Here is a 23,095-nt window from a genome sequence, read left to right on the forward strand (position 1 = left end):
CTATATATGATGTCAGCATTTGTTACGCTAGGAGTTACATAGAAAATATGTCCTCAGAACTCCCCCACCGAATCTTCGTTATTTTAACCTAAGTTACTTTTGGAATTATCAGCCAATCTCAACAATGTGTATCCTAATATACCTGCACAAAGAGAAGCAATGAGTACAGCAAATTTAGCTTCCTCAATCAAAAAGGCATCGTCAAAAGATAGGATAGATATGAAGATAGACATGGTAAAACCAATACCTCCCAATAAACCAACACCGAATATCTGCGGCCAACTTGCACCTTCTGGAAGTTGCGCTATTTTCATTTTTTTAGCAATAAAACAAATCACAAATATACCAATTGATTTTCCTGCAATCAATCCCGCAATAATACCCAGCCCCAGTTTGGACGTTAAACCGCCAACCATTTCAGCATGAATTGGGATCAATGTATTTGCGAAAGCAAATAAAGGAATGATTATAAAATTTACAGGCTTAGTCAGTAGATGCTCCAGTTTTTCCAATGGCGATTCTTTTTCATCTGGCGTTGTGGGTAGCGTCATGGCGACCAAAACTCCGGCTATGGTTGCATGAATGCCCGAATGATGGATAAAATACCAAATGAATACTCCCGGAATAAGGTAGGCCCATAGGGCTTTTACACCAAGTTTATTTAGAATAATCAGAAAAGCAAATATCCCCAGCGCAATAAATAGATAGGTTGCATGAATTCCACTGCTATAGAACAAAGCAATGACTAAGATCGCAAGCAAATCATCTACAATAGCCAAAGCTGCTAAAAAGATCTTGAGGCTTGCCGGAACTTTACTTCCCAAAAGTGTGATAACGGCAAGTGCAAATGCGATATCCGTAGCCATTGGTATCCCCCATCCGTGTGCGGTGTCGCCCGCATCTTTATTGATCACAAAATAGATTGCCGCTGGCAGGAGAGCTCCCCCTACTGCTGCCAGAATAGGAAGAACAGCTTTACTTGCTGAAGATAATTCTCCCTCAACAATTTCTCTTTTGATTTCCAATCCGACTAAGAGGAAGAAAATAGCCATCAGCCCATCGTTGATCCATAGCAACCATGAATATTTTAAATGGATATTATCCGTTTCAAGTCCCACCTCCCGAAGAAAAAAGTCCATTACCGATCCATATAGCGATGTATTTGCTACAATGAGTGCCAAGATAACACAGGAAAACAGAATAATCCCACCAGCAAAGCTAGATTTCAAAAATTCTCTGAAGACAGTTAAATTAATAAGTTTTGACATGACAATAATATCTTTAAACGCTTAAAAGGTTTACAATATACGACTTTACGACCATTAATCCACCTTCTGAGCGGCATTCCCTGAATATATTCCATTAATACACTAAAAAAAACTTCTTTTTCACCGTGCCGCTCCAAATCCAATATTTTAACAACAACTTTGTCAATTATCGGAGTAATTTGACTTTAAACACCTCTCTCAAAACACATATACTCTGCAAAACCAACACATTACATTGCAAGCTACATAAAACCACATTTAGATATTGTCATTTTTGTAAAATTAATTTGTCTTTATTGCAAAAAATAGTTAGCTTGCTACTATAGTTAATAAACCGTTTATTATGTGCAAGAAGTGGATTTTCATGGTGCTTCTTTTCGTAGCAAATTTTACATATGCGCAGACGACAGAGGATACAACCCAACATCAACAACAATCAGGCTCCCATTATATCATTTTAGGGATCATAGCAATTATTGTCATCGTTTTTATATTATACAGAAGGCAAAAGAGGAAATTTAATGAATAAGGGAGATCAATTGATCTCCCTTATTGTTTCTCTCTGAATTTCTATCGAAATAAATTTATCCCCTTGTTTACCCACATCATTCATCGTGTTTAATCGGCTCATTTGTCTGTGCCAAACGTTGCGATCCAGTATTCGCTGGACAAGCAATATCATCTGTCGCATCATAAACCAATTTTTTACCTTTCAATTTCGTGATCAGTTCCTCCGGTACATACACCTGTACTTTGGTTACAGAGTAACCACTCGGAAAATAACGCACGTAGTAGCCATCGGGATGAAGTGTCCAGATTCCACTTGGAACATCCGTACGAGGTTCGGCCATACCTGCCATAATTGCATACTTTTCAAACTCGGCATAAGAATAGTTGCCTGAAGAAACCAACTGTCTGATATTATTTTCTGCTTCAAATATCGCTTGTACAGCTGGAGGCATCTGGTCTTTAGCCTTTTGCACCACATCAAACGGCAATATGCCTAGCGCGCCACCTTCCAGCAATAATAATTGCTCCGGTGTCAATAACCTCAATGCTGTTTCCTTGACCTCCCCGGAATAGTCTATAAACTTAGTTTTAGCAATAATTGTCCATAATAACATCTGTATTGATGATTGTTCAACTTCCGGATGTTTTTCCGCGCTTTTCAAGATAGCGATGACAACCTCCCGCTTTTTCCCTAATGTAGGCGCATACATATAGCCATCCCCCTTAGAAGGTGCGTAAGTCCCTGCTTTTAAGCAATAGCTTTTGTTGGTCATTTCAAAATGTCCCGCCACAAGTAAATAGCCGTCCTGCCCATTTTTCTGCAAATTTTCCAATGGCTTATAAGTAGCTGTATTTTGAAAATCAGGCATCTGTTCGCCTTTCCGATTTACATCCTCAAAACTTGTGCTTATCGCTTCAGGTTCCTTTAAAAGCTTGTCTAATCCTAATGCTTTACTCCCTTTCGAAGCAACTGCTTTGCTTGCTTTGTCAAGCAATCCACCAAATTGAGCATAGGCACCCTGCAAATTCAGCAAAAAAGCAGCAACGAGTACTAAAGCATACGTAATGCTATTTCTTTTCATAATTATTCTTTTCATTTCGACGCTAAAGCCACAAAAAAGAAGCCAATTTATTAGCAAAATCCCAATTCATAATTTATTAATCTGGTGTTCATCTTTTTCAATGATATACGATCATCTGAACTGTCTTAAATTTTATATTTCATATTTTTCTTCCGTTCGTCAATCGCTTGGAAAGCGATATTTCTCGCGATCCATTATTAGGGTTATTCGGTAAGGAATTGATGTTTGCAAATAGTTAAAAAATACAAGATTAAAACGTATCTTTGCAGCATGATTAACGTGTCAAATCTCTCCCTTCGTTATGGTAAACGTGTACTATTCGAAGATGTCAATTTAAAATTTACACCTGGCAACTGTTACGGCATTATTGGTGCCAATGGAGCTGGTAAATCTACTTTCTTAAAAATTATTTCTGGCGAAGTTGATCCCTCTACAGGTTCGGTGGCATTCACGCCTGGCGAACGTATGTCTGTATTGAGTCAGGATCACTATGCTTTCGATGAATATACAGTGTTGGAAACTGTCATGATGGGTAACCAAGAGCTTTACAAAATCATGAAAGAGAAAGACGCTATTTACATGAAAGAGGATTTCTCTGATGCAGATGGTGAACGTGCCGGTGAACTCGAAAGTCTTTTTGCAGAAATGGACGGATGGAATGCTGAATCCAATGCAGCCACCCTATTGAGCAGCTTGGGCATTAAAGAAGAGCTTCACTACAAGTTAGTCTCTGAAATTGATGGTAATCAAAAAGTACGTGTCTTATTGGCACAGGCACTATTCGGTAATCCAGATATCTTAATTCTCGATGAGCCTACCAATGACTTGGACATCAATACAATTGCATGGTTAGAAGACTTTTTGGCCACTTATGAAGCAATTGTACTCGTTGTATCCCACGACCGTCACTTCTTGGATGCTGTGTGTACACACACTGTTGATATCGACTTTGGTAAAATGACCATCTATACAGGTAACTACTCGTTCTGGTACGAATCTTCCCAATTGGCATTAAAACAACGGTCTGATCAAAACAAAAAGATGGAAGACAAGGTTAAGGAACTTCAGGAATTTATCCGTCGTTTCTCAGCCAACGCGTCCAAATCAAAACAAGCTACTTCCCGTAAGAAAGCTTTGGATAAGATCAATATTGATGAGATCAAACCTTCCAACCGTAAATATCCTGCGATCATGTTCAATACCATGAACCGCGAACCGGGTGACCAAACATTACAAGTAGAAGGTTTAAGCAAAACGGTCAATGGTGAAGTATTCTTCAAGGATATCACATTTATGATTAATAAAGGTGATAAAATTGCCGTGTTGGGTCCTAATTCCCTAATCACAACTGCCTTTTACGATATTATCACAGGTAGAGACACTGACTTCGGTGGTGAATTCAAATGGGGTATTACCATCACTCCTGCCGATATGCCAATTGAAAATGCAGCGTTTTTTGAAGGCAAAAACGACAATTTGGTCGATTGGTTAAGAGACTATACAACAAACCCTGAAGCGGATGAGCAGTTCCTACGTGGATTCTTAGGAAAAATGTTATTCTCCGGTGAAGAAGTAATGAAAAAAGTTTCTGTCCTTTCTGGGGGTGAAAAAATGCGTTGTATGTTTTCAAGAATGATGTTACAGGGAGCTAACTTCTTGGTTTTTGATGAACCGACCAACCACTTGGATCTAGAATCAATTACAGCATTAAACAATGGTCTTTCCGACTTTAAAGGATCAATGTTATTCACATCCCGTGACCACGAGCTGACTGAGACTGTTGCAAACAGAATCATTGAATTGACACCAAAAGGAATCATCGACAAGTTAATGACCTATGATGAGTACATCAACAGTGATGTTGTCAAAGCACAACGCGCAGAGATGTATAAATAAGATAATTTATCCCAATTTTATAAAGGCTCCATAATTCATTTTATGGGGCTTTTTATTTATACATGCCCTCCCTGTTTTGGTATTCAAAAACGCCAAAACACAAAAAAGCACTGAAGGGGACTCAGTGCTAATCGCGATTGATATGAAAGAATTGAGAAAGTCTATTGAACTGAAGGTTTTATTAGACGCCACCCCAATTGTAGCGATACTGCACAATGGTCAGACAGATCTTGCCCCGCCCTATTTTGAAAAAGTTTCTTTTGAACCTGATAGTTCTTTGCTTCAAATACGATCTGATCATTATTACGATAATAGATCTTATCAATGCCCTCACAGTCATCTGTTAATTCCAATGCGGCCATGGCAACAAAGTTTTGCTCGCTCTGAGGTATCTTACCCCTATTTTTCAAATTCACCCATGCATCTGCCAAGCCTAATTCTCCCTGAAAGGAAACGATATTATCCAATGCGTACGCATAATGAGCATTAAAATCTCCCATGATTAACAAAGGTCGTCCTGCGGAGTTCTTTTGAATATAGTTTTTCAATTGATTCAAGTTTTTCTGACGTGCTAGTGCCGCATTGGGATCATCCTGAGCTGTTGCATGTACATTGTAAACATCAATAAAAACCTCTCTTGCCAATTGAATGCGTGCATAGGAAAAACCCTTGGGAGTCAAACAATCCGCTCCATTACAAGCGTCCCACTTTACCCGCTCAAAGTCTTGGATCGGATATTTCGACAACGTACTCAATCCATCACCAAAAGGTACACCGCCCATATTTTCCGTTCGATAACTATGTCTATTCTTGCTGTACAAAAACTTATTGTAGTTGAAATCCTCTTGCACATTCACAATATCAAAAGGATTTACCAGCTCGCCAATGGAAGTAATACTCGGAGCTCTTTCCGTTACAGCGCTTGAAATTAACTCTGGAAGACCGGCAATATTATAAGTTAATAAATTAAGCTTTCCCTCGCTGACATCAGGCATATCGACATACACCATGTTCATTGGTCTAACTCGTTTAGGTTTCAATTTGAATCCCAACATGATGCCTGCAGAAGCACAAACAGATAAAATAAGAACTTTACGAAGACCTTTAAGTCTAGTTTTCCTTTCGAACAATAAATCTAACAACATGGACTGAATAATTTGTTCATTCCAAAAGTAAAATCCCAAGATTAGCTCAACTATATTCTTAAATTAATTTTATTTATAAAAATTATTTACAAATTATTAATAACAAACAATTTATAAACACTTTAATGATAAAAGATTAATATCAAAATAGCTTTTGAGTTATCCTTTTCGAATATTTTTATGAAACCCCTAATAAGAATAAAATGAGAAAGGTAGCCTTCTTTACAGAAATACTCGTTGAGGATTTCGACGGTGCATCTCGCACAATGTTTCAGCTGATAAACCGTATTGATCAACAGAATTTTAAGTATTTCTTTATTTATGGTGGTGGCCCCACACAATTCCGGGACTTTCATTCGTACAAAGTACCTACGTTTAAAATACCAGTCAATGATGATTATTGTCTGGCTATTCCGCAGCTCATCAAAAAAAAGCTCGAACTGGCTTTGGATGAATTTGCACCGGACATCATTCATATCGCTACCCCATCTCTCCTCGGTTTTTTTGCGTTAAATTATGCCAAACGTAGAAATATACCTGTATTAACCATCTACCACACACATTTTATATCCTACATAGCCTACTATTTTAAAAATATCCTCCCTCTGGTCAAACCCACCGAACAATGGATGAAACGAGCGATGAACAATTTTTATAACAAATGTGATATTGTCTATGTTCCCACCAAATCTATCCTAACCGAGCTCCAACAGATTGGGCTTGAACAGGACGGCTTAAAACTCTGGCAAAGGGGCATTGATACGCAATTATTTACACCTCAAAAAAAGAATAGCAGTTATATTCAACAACTGACCAAAAATGACAAACCAACGGTATTATTCGTTAGTCGGATCGTTTGGGAAAAAAATATCAAAACCTTAATCGATATCTATCAGCAGATACAAGCCCAACAACTGGACTACAATTTTATAGTTGTCGGGGAAGGAACGGCCAAAGTAGCAGCAATGCAAGAAATGCCTAATGCTATTTTTCTGGGAAAAAAGACACATCAGGAACTTGCGGTACTGTACGCATCAGCGGATGTATTTGTTTTTCCTTCAGTTTCAGAAACCTACGGCAACGTTGTAGTCGAAGCATTGGCATCGGGCCTTCCATGTGTGATCGCTGATGGTGGCGGTTCAGCATCGCTTATTCAACATGGGACAACCGGATTTAAATGTCAGCCTGAAAATGCAGCTGGGTATGTCTATTATTTAAAGAAAATTCTCTCTGACAATGTGCTAAGAAAAAATCTGATTACAGCCGGTATTTCTTATGCAGGCCAATTAGATTGGACACGACTATCTCAACAGTACTTTGATGACATTGAATTACTTGCCGAAAAAACGCAAGACGCAGACCTCGCATGGGCAAATTAATAACATCCCGTCAATTGATCAAAGCTGTCTTTTTACTTTTGATCCTGACATCTATGGTAATTTTTGTAATCCACAGTGATCTTTCGGCGTTGAAAAAAGAGCTGTCAACGATTGGCTACCGCTTTATTTTTATCGTATTTACAACTTTGGTTGCCTATCTTTTTGGAACGCTAGCCTGGTGGGTTTGCCTGGGCCCTTCAAAAAAAAAGATCAATATTTTCGAACTTTTTGCCGTACGTCAAATTGGCGAAACTGTTGGACTCTTTAATCCCACCAGTATTATTGCCGGCGATTTATTGAAAGCCGAGCTGATAACCCGCTATGACATCCCTTTACAGCAGGGACTCAGTTCTGTCGCCATCTCACGCATTACAGCCATACTTTCCCAATTAAGCATTTTCTTACTGGCCATGATCTGGCTGATGCTTTCACCCCTAAAAAACGAGGTGATGCAGTATACAGGATACGCTATCTATGTCGTATGTGCAGTCCTGCTGTTATTCGTCGTTTTAATATTCTACTGGCTAGTTTCCACCAAAACACCTCCTAAAAATAACTCTGCTGATACTTCATTTGTATCGAAAGCAAAAAATCAGCTTCAGAAATTACTTTGGGATACGAAAGACTTCTATCAACAACAAAATAAAGTATTTTGGTACTCCTACCTGCTGTTTGCGCTGCATTGGCTAATTGGTAGCCTGGAATTCTATCTGATCTTAAAATTTCTGGCTGTCGATGTCAGGGTTATTCACGGATTAATTTTAGACATGAGCGTCATCCTATTTAAGAGTGCAGGCGCATTTATTCCCGGTCAACTGGGCGTTGAGGAAATATCCAACAAACTACTGCTTAGTATGATCGGAATTTCAGGTGGAAGTATCTGGTTGAGCGTCTCTCTCCTGCGCCGTGGCCGCCAGGTATTCTGGACAGCTATTGGCGCTATATTTTATCTATGCATCAAAAGAAAAACTGTACATGTTACCATCTGAAATAGAAATTTTGTTTATCAGCCATAAATATCCACCTGCGATTGGAGGGATGGAAAAACAGAGCTTTGAGCTCATTAATAATGCTGCGCTCTATCTCAAAGTACATACAATCGTTTATGACAACGAAGAGTCCATTTTGACGTTCTTCTTTCGCCTAAATCAACGTATCTTATCCAAAATTAAAGACAATCCGGGCATTCGCCTTCTTCATTTTAACGATGGATTAATTGCTGCTTTAGCATCTTTTCACAAGGGCTACGATCATTTAAAAAAAGTTGTTACCCTTCATGGCCTTGATATTGTTTTTCCTTTTCCTTATTTCCAACGTAAAGTAATACCCCATTTCAATACATTTGATCAGGTTATTGCGGTCAGTCAGGCCACCGCCGAAGCCGCTCAATCGCGTGGTATTGATTCTTCCAGGATCTCAGTTATCCCAAATGGAGTAGACCCTGCCCTTCCCAACACTGCTTTAATACCAGATAAGCACAGGGATTTCACCGAAACTGAGCATCTTCAATTAAAGAGGAATACCCCACCTCCGCCTTACTTTATCACACTTGGAAGGCCAGTAAAGCGTAAAGGGTTCTCCTGGTTGATGCAGCAAGTCATTCCTGCCCTTCATGGCAATTTCAAGCTCCTAATGGTCGGGCCATTTGATCAAAAACCAACCTTGAAAGAACGTCTGCTCAATCTTTTACCAGCTAAACTCTACCATCTGTCCACCTTATTCTTGGGGCATCCAACTGATCAACAAGAAATGCGCATATTATTGAAAACTTATCCCGAAAAAATCCAGCACCTGGGAAAAGTTCCCTTCGCCCAATTAAAACATCTTCTTGCAAATGCGCAGGCTTTCCTGATGCCCAATATCCACGTACCGGGAGATATGGAAGGTTTCGGTCTGGTTTGTCTTGAAGCATCTTCAGCAGGAACTGTTGTCGTAGCCTCCGAATTGGAAGGAATCACGAGTGCAATTACTCACAATCACAACGGCATTTTGCTCAACAGTCAGGATACTGATGCATGGATCGGGCAATTGCAATCCATTTTGGATAATCCCGACCATTATCAAAATCTTGGGCAACAATTTAAGAACAACACCAGTGCAGATTTCAGCTGGGATATCATGGCCAGAAGCTATTGTCAGACCTTCATCGAACTCTGCCAAAAACCACAGCCAGACGATAAACTTAGCTCTTTCACAAATGAAGAATCCGTTCGTAGTAATGTTTTATTGACTTAAAGAAAATCAACTGAATTATGGTGGTTATTGAGAGGACAAGCTGTGCGGGAAAAGAAAAGAAAGTAATTGCTATAAATAGCAACAACAAAAAAAGACGTAACATTTCGAGCGGAAAGACCCATTTCTCATGCTCCAACAATCCACCGATACAGATGACACTGCACAGAATAAAAAGACCACCAACAAGCAATTGTACAGTATTTTGATAATTACCATAAAGCAAAAAGAAAAACAGAAGTCCCATGGTTAGCATCGATTGGAAAAAAATATATTGACTCAATCTCTTTCCGTGTACCTGAACTTTGGTTCCCGCAAAGATTTTCTGTTCCAATTCGTCCCTAATTTCAGGTTGTATATCATCGGGGCGGCCAAATATCGTCCGAATCTTGTTTCTAAATCCCTTCGCACGATTAAAAGACATCCCTATTTCAAAAAGATAATGAAAATGCTGCCAAAGGAACGTGTACCGATGAATGGGTTTGGTCAGCCCATAGACACAGGGTTCTTCTTTCTTTTCAGCAATAAAAGTTCCAAACATTTTATCCCAAATAATCAAAATATCACCATAGTTCTTGTCCAAATAAATCTCATTGCTACTATGATGTACACGGTGATGAGATGGGGTGACAAGAATTTTTTCAAGAATACCCAGACTACCCACCGTTTGCGTATGAGAAAAAAATGGATACACGCCATGAATCAATAAGATTGCGGTCATCATAAAAGGTGGAAAACCCAAAAGTGGAATAAAGGCCCAGAACAAAGAACGAAATACTGCCTGAAAAATAGTAATCCTTGCTGCAACGGTAAAATTATAATCTTCACTTTGATGATGAACCACATGTGCTGCCCATAGCAGATTTATCTCATGACTGTAACGATGATACCAATACCACAAAAAATCTGTGAATAGAAAAAGCAGGATCCATGTCCAAAGATTCGCTTCAATATGGAAGATTGCAAATTTTTGATAGATCCACACAAAGAAAAAGTAGAACAAGCTAACTGAAAACATATCGCACATGCGTTCGACGATACCGACATTGAGATTAGCGATAGATTCATCAAAGGTATAATATCGCTTTTGTTTCTTCAGACTATACCAATACTCCAACAGCATCAACACCAAAAACAAAGGGATAATAAAAGCTAAAAAATTAAGTCTTCCTGTATCCATGCTTGCTTATTTTGAAATAATAACTTCTTTGCATCGACCACCTTGTGGAACTAAATTCCAAAGATTTTTTATTATTTAACAATCAATTCCGAATCAGGTTTTCATTTTATATTTTTCTGTTTATAAAACCCTCATTCTCCCACGAGCATCAACATTTATGAAAATCGACTGAAGGTTCTTGCTCCCCAATCATCCGGGTATAGCGAGCCAATTGATGCCTTATTTAAAAAATAAGAATTAATAAAAACAGATATTTCCACAAAAAAGCCCTCAAAAAAAATTTCTGAGGGCTGATCAAATTATATAAATTCGAGAATAACGTATTCTTTACGATCGCTAGTGAACACTTGACATATCCACCTGGGTTTTGCCCTGTTTGATCATCAGTACAAAAGGTACACAGATTAAAAATACAACACCCAAATACAGGAATACATCCATATACGACAATACCGTAGCCTGTTTCATGACAGTCATGTCCAGTATCTGGTGAGCTTTGGCCAATGCCTCATTTGGGGCAAAGCCTTTCGCCTGAAAACTCATTTGCAACTGTTGCACACGTTGCTGTACCTCAAACTTACTGGGATCTAGGTTAGCAACCAAATCAACACGATGTTTTTGAGAGTCACGTGCAATAAATGTTGTGATCAACGCAATACCAAATGAACCACCAAGCTGACGCATCATACCAGTAAATGCCGCTCCCTCTCCAATGGATCTTCCATGTAGCGTAGATAACGACAATGTCATTACCGGTACAAACAATAAGCCCAGACCTACACCACGAAGGATAAGTGGCCAAAACATATGTTCAGATCCCGTGTCATTTGTCATCAGGCTGTACATCCAGAAACAAAAGCCAAAGAAGATGCTCAAACCAACCGCAACCATATATTTCTGCGGAACACCATTCTGAATCATTTTACCAATAAAAGGCATCATGATTCCGGTCATGATTGAACTTGGTAACAGGAGCAAACCTGCATCTGTTGCGGTCCATCCCAATATGGATTGTGTATAGATCGGAATAATAAAAGTCGATCCAAATAAACCAAATCCAAGGATAAAACTCATCACAACCCCTACCTGGAGGTTTTTATCACGCAGTACCCTTAGGTTAACAATAGGTTTGTCATACACCAGCTCTCGCCAGATGAAGAACAGCAATCCGAATACAGATAAAATCGATAATCCTAAAATTAATGGATCATCAAACCAATCGTCCTGTTGACCATGTTCTAATACAAACTGGAGTGAACCAATAAACATAATCAAAAAGATCATACCGAACCAATCCACCTCTTTTGCCGATTGCTTCTGGCTATATTTAGGACTGCGTACAAAGGACATTGTCAGCAAAGTAGCAATGATTCCCAATGGCACATTGATATAAAAAATATAAGGCCAGGAGAAATTGTCTATGATATAACCACCCAGTGGTGGACCCAAGGTTGGACCAATGATAACCCCCATACCGTAAATCGCTTGCGCCATACTCCGTTTCTCTTTAGGGTAACTTTCGGTGATAATGGTCTGTGCGGTCACCAATAAGGCTCCCCCACCCATCCCCTGCAAAAAGCGAAATGCCACAAGCTCCCAGATATTGGTCGCGTTACCACATAAAAATGAAGATATTGTAAATATGACAATTGACGCTGCAAAGTAATTACGTCTTCCAAACTGTTGGGACAACCAACTGGTCATCGGAATAACGATTACGTTTGCAATGGCATAAGCCGTAATAACCCAAGCCACGTCTGTCAATGTTGCCCCCAACGAACCTTTCATATCGTTTAAGGCCACATTCACAATCGTCGTATCCACGATTTCCAGCAGGGCACAGAGCACAGCCGTAATCGTGATGACTACGCGTCGAAAACCATATTCAACCAGACTATCTTGTTGATTTATATTTTCCATAGTTATTGAACATGCACATCTACGTCAGCATTCATGCCCGGTCTGAGCAAAGCCACATTTTCAGCTTTATTATCTTTTGACAATTTGATTTTTACCGGCAGACGTTGTACCGTCTTCACAAAGTTACCCGTCGCATTATCCGGAGGCAGCAAGGAGAAACGTGAACCTGTAGCTGGAGAAAATGAATTGACTTCACCTTCAAATTCGATATTTGGATAAGCATCCACTTTAATACCCACTTTTTGACCCGGTTTCATTTTTTGTAATTGTGTCTCTTTAAAATTCGCCACAACCCAAGTTTCAATATTATCAACAATGTAAAATAAAGACTGACCAGGGTTGATCATCTGCCCAGGTTGCACTTTGATATTGGATACCTGACCATCTACCGAAGCCAATACTGCGGTATAAGACAGATTCAATTTCGCAGCTTCCAATTGCGCTTTCGCTCTTTTTATATTTGCCTCAGCTACAGACGTTTGCTTCGAAGCTACTGTAGTCTTACTCACGATTGCATTGCGTTGAGAAGCACTGGCATTACGTTGTTGTTGCAGGATTTCGACTTGTTTATCCGCTTCCAACTTGGTCGTCAAAGCCTGCTCATATTGCTGTTTTGTAATCGACTGATTGTTATATAGATTTTGGTAACGAATATAATCGTTATTCGCTTGTTTCGCACGGATACGTGCGGCATCAATGCTACCCGAATTTGACTGTATTGTTGCGTCAGAAATCGCTACATTGGCAGATGATGCTGAAACGTCCGCTTTTGATACATCAAAGCTACTTTCCGCAGCAGCCAATGCAGCAGCAGCTTCATCTACTCGAACTTGATAATCTTGGCTTTCGATTGTGAACAAGGTATCCCCTTTCTTCACCAAATCGTTATCCTTGACGTAAACCTTGGAAATAAATCCACCAACCCGAGGAATGATCGGACTCATATTTTTTTCAACCTGCGCATCGTCGGTAGTCTCATGTGCTTGACCGTGCAAGTATTTATAACCACCATAAGCCCCGCCTAAGATGACCAAAGCGGCTAGAATAATTGTGAATTTTTTATTTGTACCCTTTTTTTCAGGTGCGTTTTCAACTGTATTTTCCATGTCTAGATTAATTGCTATTTAATGTTTAACGACCCATTTGCCAATTGCAGGTCATAGTATTTTTCAATTGTGTTTGCCTTGCTTATCGCTAGATTTATTTTGCTCTGAAGCTGTTGTACATCAGCGGTCAATAAATCGTCCGTATCCGCAATACCATTATCATATTTATCCTTTGTGATGCGATAATTTTCAACGGCCTGATCTACCGCCTGATGGTACACCACATCCTGTTTTTGGGCCAACATATAGTTTTCATTTGCCTGTTGCACCTGAACCTTTACCCGATCATTGAGCAGTTCCAGATTCTCATCAATTTCCTTGATCCGATTTTTGACGACATTGACCTCTCTTTTGTTCTTATACAAAGAACCAATATCATAAGATACCCCAACACCTACCATTGCCGCGTTGGTTACCGTAACGACCTTCTGTAGACCAAAAGCATTGTAACCTGCCGTTGCCGAAACCATTGGCAATGTCGAAGACTTCGTCACTTTCAATTGATCTTCGGCAACTTTACGTTGAGAAGCCAACGATTTTAGATCCGAACGCTCAGTTTTTGCAGTTTCATAAGAAGCTTTCAATCCGAGGTCAATTCCAGTTACCTCAGCCAGATTAATTTGATCCAATTGTGTATCCTCCGCAATTTTCAGCAAATTAGCCAATTGATAATTTAGCACCTTAATATTCTTCTGCGCTTCCTGTAGCGAAACCTGATAATTAGACAGCTGCAATTCCGCTTTAAGCAGATCGTTTCTTGCAATCAGCCCATTATCCAACATCGCCTTAAAGTCTGAAACACGTTGCTCAGATTGCTTAATATTTTCAGCAATCAACAGATTGGTTTGCTGCGCTTTATATAAATTCAGATAAAGTGCTATCGCACGTGAAGCCAATTGTTCTTTACTTGCTACAGCATTCCATTGTTCGGCTTGTAGCACATCTTTTGCTATCGCTATTCCCCCTTTGATCCTACCCCCGGTATAAATAGGCATGCTGACAGATGCCTGCCCCAACCACAGCTGATTTGCTGCGATATCCGGAGCCGAGCCACCCTCACCAAGTGCCAACTTCAGATTCACATTAGGTGTAGTCATCGCCATGTATTGCCCGCTCAATTTTGCATCAGGAAGCTGTTTCGATTTGGCACTCTCGACCTCTAGCTGTCTTCCCAATACTTTGGTATCGGCAGTTTTCGCTTCCACACTTTGGTTTGCAGCCATGTGAATTATTTCTTCCAAGCTCAGGTGTTTGTTGTCTTGTGCCAGCAAACCCAGAGGACTCAAAAGCAATAAAGCACTTAAATTGGCCAACTTATTTTTCATATGTCAATAAAGCTTTAATTGTTTTCTGTATAAATTCTGTTAATGTTGTTTCAATATATTGGCCATAGCCATCATCATCGGCTATACCCAGTTGATCCTGTAAAAAGACCTGGTTCATCTGAAAATTCATAAAAGTCCCCATCATCATCGAATGAATCAAAATAGGATCATTGCCCGCTTTAAACACTCCCTCTGCAATACCACTATTGATGATGGAAGTGATGACCTCCAAATTATGTATCTTCAATTTTTTAAAAGCATCAGATGTCAACATCCGTTGTTTTAAGGTGCTTTCTATTGCAATAACCCGGTAGAGTTTCCGATGAGAGTTCATCGATTTGACATACCGATCAACCAACACATCTACTTTGTCGAGTGCATTTCCTACCAAAGAAAGCTCATCCACATTGATCATAAAATCTGGAACACGCCACTCAAAAAAGGTCTCTAGCAACTTGTCTTTCGATCCAAAATAATAGTTGATCATGGCCACGTTGACATTAGCCTCCTGTGCAATGTCCCGCACTGAAGCTCCATCAAACCCTTTTGTTGCAAAAAGTCGCTCTGCGGCAAGGAGGATATCTATTTGCTTCTCGTTAAATTCCATTTAAAACCCAATCTTTTTATAGATAATTGCACCCACTGTTTTGAAGGATAAAATCATCATTTGTTAAATGCGGAGCAAAGTTAAACAAACGTTTAATTTAAACAAGTGTTTAATTATTAAATTTATGTAAAAAAATACACCGAAATCTGGACACAGATATCTAAAAAAGCATTTAACACACTTTATTACAACACATTAAACTTTAAAAAAAATAAAATCCATTCATTGCTATTTCAAATAGATTGCAAATCATATGAAAGAAAAAGGGTACACAAAAAATAGAAAAGAGTCAATCATAGCTTAGAAAAGGGGTTAAGCTGCTGGAAAGACCATTACCGAATGTATGGTTTGTTTATATATCGCTATTGGGTGAAGCGACAGAAAAATAGTACTATAAAAAGTACAAGTTCGATCCCCAGCCGCCTATAATGTTCGGGCAAACGGTATAGGCGACTGATAAGGATAAGATTAATGGTTATATAAAAACTTCTTCTCAATGGGCCTAAAATACCAGGACACAGTAATCAGGACCAGATAAAGTAGTGCCGGAGCTATGAGGCCAACAGAATCCCCTACAACAATGTGCGAATATAACGCACCAGTCACTGTGAAGAAAATACCAGCATAAGCCCATTCTTTCAATAGGGGTCTCTTTGGTGACAGCAGTGCTACGACCGCTAATATTTTCCAGATTCCCAATAACGGGAGGATATAGTCCGGATAACCTAGATGATCTACATTTTGCCCCCCTCCTGCTCCCTCAGTTTTTATCCCAAAGATTTGTATAATGGCGGTAGATACCAGGCCCAAGGACAACCATACGGTTGCAATCCAATAAATTATTTTATCCCTCTTTTTCATTATTATTTTGTTTTAGTTTACGATTGGCTATTTGTTGTGATCACCTAGTAAATTAGCAAGGCTTAAATAAGTAGCTATTTGACTACAAATATACATGTAGTTATTTAACTACAAAACATTTTTTGTTTTTTTTTTCGATTGATGCAGATTTGAATAGTTTTTATTTTCGGTGCCAATTCAGCTCTGAGAAAAGATTGGAACAACAATTGTATGCAGTTGAGTCAATATTAAACTTTCAAAGCATGCCATTAAAAGCTTATTTTTTTATCCTGTTCATGGGCCTATCTCTGCTTTCAGTAGCTCAACCCAGACACATACGATTAGTAGATGCTCTTTCAGTCGAAAATTTCGCAAAACATTTTAATACAGATACGGTACAGTTAAACCAAATAAGCATAAGCAAAACACCTGCAGGAGTTTTTGTTGCTTACGAAAAAGCTGATACACTTAATTTCAAGCATGAATTTTATAAGAGCTTTGACGGTCCAGGTTACACCAAAGTCGGTTTGGCCTTTTATGCCAGAAAAGGAAATGACTATCAGCTGTCTTTTCATAATGATAACGCTTTCTATTGTGAGTCATGTAATAATATGCGTGATTACAGTGCAAGTGTCAGTAACGATACTGTGAATATCTATATTTCGTGGGGACCAAACGCTTTTGGTCAAAATGAGGGTTATTATTTTGTCTATCGGCCGGCTTTAAAACGCTGGCAATTAGCCGAAATACATAGATCCGGCGTGGACGATGAAGGTGAAAGCAGCTGTGAGTACATGAGTTATTCTAAAAACACCAAGGTGTACCTGGATAACTACTATGCGGAATCACTACCCTACGATTCCACAGTGATCAGCAGTCAAAGAATTAGTCTTAGCTACAAGTCTGGGGACTATGCCAGACTGCTTCGCGCATTAAAAGAAATACCTAAAAACAGTCTATTTTTGCTCCCTAAAGTTTTTAACGAGTCTACGGCTAAGTATTTTATGGAAGCAGGTCTGGACGAGGATCAGCCTGACAAGATAAATCCTATTCATGGTAAAAATGTCCTTTCGGCCAATGAGATCGGTTATTTTCTGGAGCAGGCGAATCAACTAGATGCGGCACAGGTGTTTTTAGATAAAGTAATAGCGCGTTTTCCTGAGCGTGAGGTTGCCTATTTAAACCGCGGTGATGTATTTTTCAAAAAAGGCCAATCTTCGTACAAAAAAGCCAAAAAAGATTACCGTACCTATGTCGAACTAATGAATAAACGTGGCTTGCAGGCAAAAATTCCACAAAGAATAGTGACTTTTTTGAACACACAATAGTCATTAGCAATTTGCTAATACCTAATTTAAGATCCGATAGACCATTTCTTTTAGGACCTCCTCGCTATTGAAATTGCTAGGTACGTTGACGCCCTTTGATTTCAGATCCGTCTCTTTAAGGACATTCAGTACATCAAAAGTTTTCCGACGGTTGTAATTTCGGGCCGCCAATTCATATTCTTTTAGGAAAAACGGATGCACCCCCAATTCTTTTGCAGCAACGGATTTATCAATGAGATAATGGTATTTTAGTATTTTGGTAAAATAAGTAGCCACTTGTCCAACCACCATTACCAGCGGGTTATTCTTTGGATTTGCTACAAAATAATCCACAATCTGATAAGCTTTCAAGGCATTACGCTTTGCCAAAGCTGTATTGAGCTCAAATACATTGAAATCTTTTGAAATACCGATGTTGCGTTCGACATCGTCCATACTGATCTCCTGACTCTTGGGTACATTGAGCATCAGTTTATCCAGTTCATTAGATACCTTCGCCAGATCGTTCCCGAGATAATCCGCAATCAGTGCTGCCGCCTGTGGGTGGATGCGCCAGCCTGCATCCTTTAGATAGCCGCCGATCCAAGGGGTAACTTTATCATCATATAATTTAGCCGCATCGATCACCAATCCAGCCTTTTCAAATACCTTATAAATCTTCTTCCGCTTATCGAATTTCCCGTGTTTATAGCAAAAAACCAAGATGGTTGTTGGTGTCAGATGTTCAAGGTATTTGGTCAATAGCTCCTCCGTATCCGATTTCCACTTCAGTTCCTGCGCTTCCTTTATAATAATCACTTGATGATCGCTCATCATCGGGTATCGTTTTGCCGCATTAACCACTGTAGAAATATCAATATCCTTTCCGTAAAAAACAGATTGATCAAAGCCTTTTTGAGCATCATTCAGCACTGTAGATTCCAGTGCGTCCGCGATGGTATCAATAAAATAGCTTTCCTCCCCCTGCAGTAGGTAGACAGGCTTAAAGGATCTGTTCTTTATATCGGATAAGATCGGATTTATATTCATATAGGCGAAATTACGATTTTACTATCAAATCCGGAGCAACCCAGCGATTAGAATTCGACTTATTATCCAACTTATTTCAACAAAAAAGATCTAACCGACTGATTAAAAGAAGTAATGCAAAAAGCAAAAAAAACCACGTGAGAGAATCGTTTGATGTACTTTTTTTTGCTAAAATTTTAGTATATTTGTGTATGTTTTCACCGACACCACTCAATTTGCCACCATTCAAAGCGAAAATATCCAAAAAGAATAATGCGGTTTATATTTTTGATGAGTTGCGAAAAAAAGAACTGGTATTGACACCGGAGGAATGGGTCAGGCAACATTGGATAAACTATTTAGCATTGATCAAGAATTATCCAAAGTCGCTGATGAATATTGAGGGTGGATTGAAACTAAACAGTCTCCAGCGACGGAGTGATTTACTGATTTATAATAGTGCGGGACATAAGGTTGTTTTGGCCGAATTCAAAGCACCGCATATCAAGATCACACAAAAAGTATTCGAACAGATCGCCAATTACAATTCTGTGCATCGGATTCCATACTTACTGGTGAGCAATGGTATAAATCATTATTATTGCAAAGTTGATTTTGAGACCGAATCGTATCAATTTTTAGAAGATCTTCCCGACTATAACGAAATCGGTTAAGGACTTCTATTTGAAACGGATAAAGCACAAGCCCTATTATAAAACGCCTTTCTTTGCTGAAAGAGGCTGTATCGAAAAAATGTAAAGTGGATGTAAAACATCTTTTCAATTTATTTGATTTTTAAAATATAGTTTTATATTAGTCCTACAGAATAGAAAAAATAAAAAGATGAATATAGATAAAAACGAATTCAGAAAATATGCAGTAAAGCATCACCGTATTGGAAGTCAACATGTTGACAGTTTTATTGCCCGTACAGAGACTAGCATTCCAACAAATCTTACACCTTACATCGTTGAGGAGCGTCAATTGAACGTTGCACAGATGGACGTGTTTTCACGTTTGATGATGGATCGCATTATTTTCTTGGGAAGCGGTATCGATGACCAAGTAGCGAATATTATTCAGGCACAATTGTTGTTTTTACAGTCCACTGATGCACAGCGTGACATCCAGATTTACATCAATTCCCCAGGAGGAAGTGTTTATGCAGGCTTGGGTATCTACGATACGATGCAATATATTACACCAGACGTAGCGACCATCTGTACAGGAATAGCAGCATCTATGGGTGCAGTTCTGCTTGTAGCTGGAGCAAAAGGCAAGCGTGCAGCATTACGTCACTCACGTGTGATGATTCACCAACCATCTGGCGGCGCTCAAGGGGTAGCAGCAGATATGGAAATCAACTTGCGTGAAATGATGAAATTAAAAGAAGAATTATATACCATTATTTCAGAACACTCCGGACAAACCTATGAGTGGGTAGAAAAATCTTCTGATCGTGACTACTGGATGAGAGCCAATGAGGCCAAAGAATTTGGTATGATTGACGAGATTTTACTTCCTAAGAAGGAGATTATTAAATAAAGATGGCGAAGAATAACGATAGAGACATTCATTGTTCGTTTTGTGGAATAAGCAAAAATGAAGCTCAGATGCTCATTGCTGGAAATGGAGCACACATCTGTGACAGATGTATCCAACAGGCAGGGGAAATCTTGGCAGAAGAATTAAAACAACGGAAAAGCAAGACATTACAGACTGCGTTAAAATTAATACGCCCTCAAGAGATCAAAACTCACTTGGATCAGTATGTAATTGGTCAGGACGATGCAAAGAAAGTAATTTCAGTAGCCGTTTATAATCACTATAAACGTTTGAATCAAAAAGTGGATAAAGATGAAATTGAAATCGAAAAATCCAATTTGATTATCGTGGGTGAGACGGGTACCGGAAAGACATTATTGGCAAAGACTGTTGCCAAAATATTGAACGTCCCTTTCTGTATCGTTGATGCTACGGTATTAACCGAAGCAGGTTATGTCGGAGAAGATGTAGAAAGTATTTTGACACGCCTGCTTCAAGCTGCCGATTATGATGTTGCTTCAGCAGAACGTGGTATCATCTATATCGATGAGATTGACAAAATCGCACGCAAGAGCGACAACCCTTCTATCACTAGAGATGTCTCTGGTGAAGGTGTGCAACAGGCGCTATTAAAGATTTTAGAAGGTACGGTTGTCAACGTACCACCTCAAGGTGGCCGTAAACATCCAGACCAGAAAATGATCGCTGTCAATACCAGCAACATCCTATTTATCTGTGGTGGTGCATTCGACGGAATCCAAAAGAAAATTGCGAACCGTCTACGCACACAAACAGTGGGTTATAAGATGAATGAAGACGAAGAGGAAATCGACTTGAACAATCTATACAAGTATATTACACCGCAGGATCTTAAAAACTTTGGATTGATTCCAGAGTTAATCGGACGTCTTCCGGTCTTGACTTACTTAAATCCATTGGATAAAGAAACCTTGTTGAGTATTTTGACTGAGCCAAAAAATGCTTTGGTAAAACAGTACAAAAAATTATTTGAGTATGAAGGCGTCGAATTGAAATTTGATCCCGAAGTATACACATTTATTGTAGATAAAGCTGACGAATTTAAACTTGGAGCCAGAGGCTTACGCAGTATATGCGAAGCAATTATGCTGGACGCCATGTTTGAAATGCCGTCAACGAAAGAGCAAACGGGACAGAAAAGTTTGGAAATCACCTTGGATTATGCGAAGAAAAAATTCGAAAAATCTGATCTGAAAAAGCTTAAAGTCGCTTAAAAAAAATCCCGTTCGCTGAACGGGATTTTTTTTTACCCCTGCATTTAAACTGTTTCACCTTGCCGCTAGCTCATCTCATGAATGCTATCCAACAACACATTGTTGAAAGGATTTAGTGGATAAAAGCACCTAAAACAAGGTAAAACATAATAAAAAAAGAATTAAAAATCTTATATTACAATAATAACATAGCCATAACGGAATGTTGACAGACAGATAAGAGATTAGTGAAATTAAAATTTAATGACTATGACAAAGAAAACTACAAAAAATACTGTAAATAGCCCGATAACACCAGGTTTAAAAACCAAAGAAGAAATCGTGAACAACTGGCTTCCACGTTATACCGGAAGACCTTTGGAAGAGTTTGGGGAGTATATCCTATTGACAAACTTTTCAAAATATATTCATCTATTCTCGGAAATGCATGACAATGCCCCTATCTACGGAGAGGACAAACCTATGCAATCCGTGACCGCTGGCGGTATTACCATTATCAATTTTGGAATGGGTAGCCCGATGGCCGCAACGATAATGGATCTGCTATCTGCCATTTCACCTAAAGCCGTGCTATTTTTGGGCAAAACCGGAGGAATCAAGAAAAAGATTCCTGTAGGAGAATTGATTCTCCCTATCGCTGCTATCCGTGGCGAGGGAACATCGAATGATTATTTTCCACCTGAGGTACCTTCATTACCCGCGTTTGCTATGCAAAAAGCGATCTCCACAACAATCCGTGACCATCAACGAGATTATTGGACAGGGACGGTCTACACTACCAACAGAAGGGTATGGGAACATGACAAGGCATTCAAAAAATATCTGAAATCGATTCGGGCCATGTGTGTCGATATGGAAACAGCGACAATATTCAGTGTTGGTTTTGCGAACAAGATTCCGACAGGAGCTTTGCTATTGGTTTCCGATCAACCAATGGTCCCTGAAGGAGTCAAAACTTCTGTAAGTGATGTCACCGTTACAGCGAAATACGTAGAGGCACATATCAGTATCGGTATTGATGCCCTAAAACAACTTATCAATAACGGATTAACTGTAAAACACCTTAAATTTTAAGGGGTTGACAGGATAAAGAACCCGATATTGAAGTTTACTTGAAAAGTTGAACAAAGTTAAGATCAACTAAAAATGATGAGCCTGATAAAAAATTGGGCTCATTTTTTTTGAAGGAGCTTTATTCCATTCCTCCTTTAGTCTGCTCCAACGGCTCACAACCTGTCAATTTTTCCAGCTATAGTTCGCTCAATAAACCAAGGATACCGATCAACTAATACTAACTGAAAACCAACAACTTAAAACTAACAGACAGAATACTTGATTATTAATTGAGCGATTATTAACTATAAATTGAAACGTTAACAAATGTTAATTTACACAATAATTAAACTATTTGGCGTTATATCTTGTAATAGTAACATTACAATAGCACATATATCAAAAATTTAATCAAGTA

The 23,095-nt window shown here is 39.0% G+C and carries 19 protein-coding genes; 9 read left to right on the forward strand and 10 right to left on the reverse strand.

Annotation, left to right across the window (positions count from 1 at the left end):
* Window positions 1-83 precede the first annotated feature (83 nt).
* Window positions 84-1,268 carry a Na+/H+ antiporter NhaA gene (gene nhaA, locus DFQ12_RS07185; RefSeq protein WP_120258278.1) on the reverse strand — a complete coding sequence of 395 codons (1,185 nt, stop codon included), beginning with the start codon at window positions 1,266-1,268 and terminating at the stop codon, window positions 84-86.
* 605 nt (window positions 1,269-1,873) lie between these two features.
* Complete coding sequence (locus DFQ12_RS07195; RefSeq protein ID WP_120258280.1) at window positions 1,874-2,860, reverse strand: hypothetical protein; 987 nt, start codon at window positions 2,858-2,860, stop codon at window positions 1,874-1,876.
* 270 nt (window positions 2,861-3,130) lie between these two features.
* Between DFQ12_RS07195 and DFQ12_RS07200 the strand changes: the two genes are divergently transcribed.
* Entirely contained in the window at window positions 3,131-4,756 is a 1,626-nt protein-coding gene (locus DFQ12_RS07200; protein WP_120258281.1) for an ABC-F family ATP-binding cassette domain-containing protein, read from the forward strand.
* A 161-nt stretch (window positions 4,757-4,917) separates the two neighbouring features.
* Here the strand turns inward: DFQ12_RS07200 and DFQ12_RS07205 are convergent, their stop codons facing one another.
* Window positions 4,918-5,901 (reverse strand): endonuclease/exonuclease/phosphatase family protein, encoded by a 984-nt coding sequence (locus DFQ12_RS07205; protein ID WP_120258282.1) that lies wholly within the window; start codon window positions 5,899-5,901, stop codon window positions 4,918-4,920.
* A gap of 203 nt (window positions 5,902-6,104) precedes the next feature.
* Between DFQ12_RS07205 and DFQ12_RS07210 the strand changes: the two genes are divergently transcribed.
* The 3 genes from DFQ12_RS07210 to DFQ12_RS07220 are packed head-to-tail and all read left to right on the forward strand — an operon-like array spanning window position 6,105 to window position 9,515.
* A complete protein-coding gene (locus tag DFQ12_RS07210; protein ID WP_120258283.1) occupies window positions 6,105-7,280 on the forward strand; it encodes a glycosyltransferase family 4 protein in 1,176 nt (391 codons plus the stop codon).
* On the forward strand, window positions 7,268-8,269 hold the full coding sequence (locus tag DFQ12_RS07215) for a lysylphosphatidylglycerol synthase transmembrane domain-containing protein (protein ID WP_120258284.1): 1,002 nt from the start codon (window positions 7,268-7,270) through the stop codon (window positions 8,267-8,269). The genes DFQ12_RS07210 and DFQ12_RS07215 overlap by 13 nt, the downstream gene beginning before the upstream one ends.
* Window positions 8,256-9,515 (forward strand): glycosyltransferase family 4 protein, encoded by a 1,260-nt coding sequence (locus DFQ12_RS07220; RefSeq protein ID WP_244211690.1) that lies wholly within the window; start codon window positions 8,256-8,258, stop codon window positions 9,513-9,515. The genes DFQ12_RS07215 and DFQ12_RS07220 overlap by 14 nt, the downstream gene beginning before the upstream one ends.
* Here DFQ12_RS07220 and DFQ12_RS07225 read toward each other — a convergent pair.
* From DFQ12_RS07225 to DFQ12_RS07250, 6 genes are all read right to left on the reverse strand, one after another.
* Complete coding sequence (locus DFQ12_RS07225) at window positions 9,472-10,692, reverse strand: sterol desaturase family protein (protein WP_120258285.1); 1,221 nt, start codon at window positions 10,690-10,692, stop codon at window positions 9,472-9,474. The two genes, DFQ12_RS07220 and DFQ12_RS07225, sit on opposite strands and share 44 nt — an antisense overlap.
* Window positions 10,693-11,028: 336 nt before the next feature.
* Complete coding sequence (locus DFQ12_RS07230) at window positions 11,029-12,612, reverse strand: MDR family MFS transporter (protein ID WP_120258286.1); 1,584 nt, start codon at window positions 12,610-12,612, stop codon at window positions 11,029-11,031.
* A 2-nt stretch (window positions 12,613-12,614) separates the two neighbouring features.
* Window positions 12,615-13,718: an HlyD family secretion protein gene (locus tag DFQ12_RS07235; RefSeq protein ID WP_120258287.1), complete on the reverse strand. Its 1,104-nt coding sequence runs from the start codon at window positions 13,716-13,718 to the stop codon at window positions 12,615-12,617.
* A gap of 14 nt (window positions 13,719-13,732) precedes the next feature.
* Window positions 13,733-15,043 carry a TolC family protein gene (locus tag DFQ12_RS07240; protein ID WP_120258288.1) on the reverse strand — a complete coding sequence of 437 codons (1,311 nt, stop codon included), beginning with the start codon at window positions 15,041-15,043 and terminating at the stop codon, window positions 13,733-13,735.
* On the reverse strand, window positions 15,033-15,650 hold the full coding sequence (locus DFQ12_RS07245; RefSeq protein WP_120258289.1) for a TetR/AcrR family transcriptional regulator: 618 nt from the start codon (window positions 15,648-15,650) through the stop codon (window positions 15,033-15,035). The genes DFQ12_RS07240 and DFQ12_RS07245 overlap by 11 nt, the downstream gene beginning before the upstream one ends.
* A gap of 468 nt (window positions 15,651-16,118) precedes the next feature.
* A complete protein-coding gene (locus DFQ12_RS07250; protein WP_120258290.1) occupies window positions 16,119-16,511 on the reverse strand; it encodes a DoxX family protein in 393 nt (130 codons plus the stop codon).
* A gap of 242 nt (window positions 16,512-16,753) precedes the next feature.
* Between DFQ12_RS07250 and DFQ12_RS07255 the strand changes: the two genes are divergently transcribed.
* Window positions 16,754-17,818: a tetratricopeptide repeat protein gene (locus tag DFQ12_RS07255; RefSeq protein WP_120258291.1), complete on the forward strand. Its 1,065-nt coding sequence runs from the start codon at window positions 16,754-16,756 to the stop codon at window positions 17,816-17,818.
* A 21-nt stretch (window positions 17,819-17,839) separates the two neighbouring features.
* On the opposite strand, the gene holA is transcribed toward DFQ12_RS07255, so the two are convergent.
* Entirely contained in the window at window positions 17,840-18,847 is a 1,008-nt protein-coding gene (holA, locus tag DFQ12_RS07260) for a DNA polymerase III subunit delta (protein WP_120258292.1), read from the reverse strand.
* A gap of 191 nt (window positions 18,848-19,038) precedes the next feature.
* On the opposite strand from holA, the gene DFQ12_RS07265 reads away from it, so the two are divergent.
* The 4 genes from DFQ12_RS07265 (at window position 19,039) to DFQ12_RS07280 (ending at window position 22,698) form a co-directional block, all read left to right on the forward strand.
* Window positions 19,039-19,500: a type I restriction enzyme HsdR N-terminal domain-containing protein gene (locus DFQ12_RS07265; RefSeq protein ID WP_120258293.1), complete on the forward strand. Its 462-nt coding sequence runs from the start codon at window positions 19,039-19,041 to the stop codon at window positions 19,498-19,500.
* A 169-nt stretch (window positions 19,501-19,669) separates the two neighbouring features.
* Entirely contained in the window at window positions 19,670-20,371 is a 702-nt protein-coding gene (gene clpP / locus DFQ12_RS07270; RefSeq protein WP_077435190.1) for an ATP-dependent Clp endopeptidase proteolytic subunit ClpP, read from the forward strand.
* Window positions 20,372-20,373: 2 nt separating this feature from the next.
* On the forward strand, window positions 20,374-21,624 hold the full coding sequence (clpX, locus tag DFQ12_RS07275; RefSeq protein WP_077435192.1) for an ATP-dependent Clp protease ATP-binding subunit ClpX: 1,251 nt from the start codon (window positions 20,374-20,376) through the stop codon (window positions 21,622-21,624).
* A gap of 249 nt (window positions 21,625-21,873) precedes the next feature.
* Window positions 21,874-22,698 carry an AMP nucleosidase gene (locus DFQ12_RS07280; RefSeq protein WP_120258294.1) on the forward strand — a complete coding sequence of 275 codons (825 nt, stop codon included), beginning with the start codon at window positions 21,874-21,876 and terminating at the stop codon, window positions 22,696-22,698.
* Window positions 22,699-23,095: the final 397 nt, after the last annotated feature.

Source organism: Sphingobacterium detergens (genome assembly GCF_003610355.1).
Taxonomy (GTDB): Bacteria; Bacteroidota; Bacteroidia; order Sphingobacteriales; family Sphingobacteriaceae; genus Sphingobacterium; species Sphingobacterium detergens.

Excerpts from the sequence above, each read along its gene's own strand:
- nhaA (WP_120258278.1), bottom strand. The coding sequence starts at position 1,268 with ATGTCAAAACTTATTAATTTAACTGTCTTCAGAGAATTTTTGAAATCT.
- DFQ12_RS07195 (WP_120258280.1), bottom strand. The coding sequence starts at position 2,860 with ATGAAAAGAAATAGCATTACGTATGCTTTAGTACTCGTTGCTGCTTTT.
- DFQ12_RS07200 (WP_120258281.1), top strand. The coding sequence starts at position 3,131 with ATGATTAACGTGTCAAATCTCTCCCTTCGTTATGGTAAACGTGTACTA.
- DFQ12_RS07205 (WP_120258282.1), bottom strand. The coding sequence starts at position 5,901 with ATGTTGTTAGATTTATTGTTCGAAAGGAAAACTAGACTTAAAGGTCTT.
- DFQ12_RS07210 (WP_120258283.1), top strand. The coding sequence starts at position 6,105 with ATGAGAAAGGTAGCCTTCTTTACAGAAATACTCGTTGAGGATTTCGAC.
- DFQ12_RS07215 (WP_120258284.1), top strand. The coding sequence starts at position 7,268 with ATGGGCAAATTAATAACATCCCGTCAATTGATCAAAGCTGTCTTTTTA.
- DFQ12_RS07220 (WP_244211690.1), top strand. The coding sequence starts at position 8,256 with ATGTTACCATCTGAAATAGAAATTTTGTTTATCAGCCATAAATATCCA.
- DFQ12_RS07225 (WP_120258285.1), bottom strand. The coding sequence starts at position 10,692 with ATGGATACAGGAAGACTTAATTTTTTAGCTTTTATTATCCCTTTGTTT.
- DFQ12_RS07230 (WP_120258286.1), bottom strand. The coding sequence starts at position 12,612 with ATGGAAAATATAAATCAACAAGATAGTCTGGTTGAATATGGTTTTCGA.
- DFQ12_RS07235 (WP_120258287.1), bottom strand. The coding sequence starts at position 13,718 with ATGGAAAATACAGTTGAAAACGCACCTGAAAAAAAGGGTACAAATAAA.
- DFQ12_RS07240 (WP_120258288.1), bottom strand. The coding sequence starts at position 15,043 with ATGAAAAATAAGTTGGCCAATTTAAGTGCTTTATTGCTTTTGAGTCCT.
- DFQ12_RS07245 (WP_120258289.1), bottom strand. The coding sequence starts at position 15,650 with ATGGAATTTAACGAGAAGCAAATAGATATCCTCCTTGCCGCAGAGCGA.
- DFQ12_RS07250 (WP_120258290.1), bottom strand. The coding sequence starts at position 16,511 with ATGAAAAAGAGGGATAAAATAATTTATTGGATTGCAACCGTATGGTTG.
- DFQ12_RS07255 (WP_120258291.1), top strand. The coding sequence starts at position 16,754 with ATGCCATTAAAAGCTTATTTTTTTATCCTGTTCATGGGCCTATCTCTG.
- holA (WP_120258292.1), bottom strand. The coding sequence starts at position 18,847 with ATGAATATAAATCCGATCTTATCCGATATAAAGAACAGATCCTTTAAG.
- DFQ12_RS07265 (WP_120258293.1), top strand. The coding sequence starts at position 19,039 with ATGTTTTCACCGACACCACTCAATTTGCCACCATTCAAAGCGAAAATA.
- clpP (WP_077435190.1), top strand. The coding sequence starts at position 19,670 with ATGAATATAGATAAAAACGAATTCAGAAAATATGCAGTAAAGCATCAC.
- clpX (WP_077435192.1), top strand. The coding sequence starts at position 20,374 with ATGGCGAAGAATAACGATAGAGACATTCATTGTTCGTTTTGTGGAATA.
- DFQ12_RS07280 (WP_120258294.1), top strand. The coding sequence starts at position 21,874 with ATGACAAAGAAAACTACAAAAAATACTGTAAATAGCCCGATAACACCA.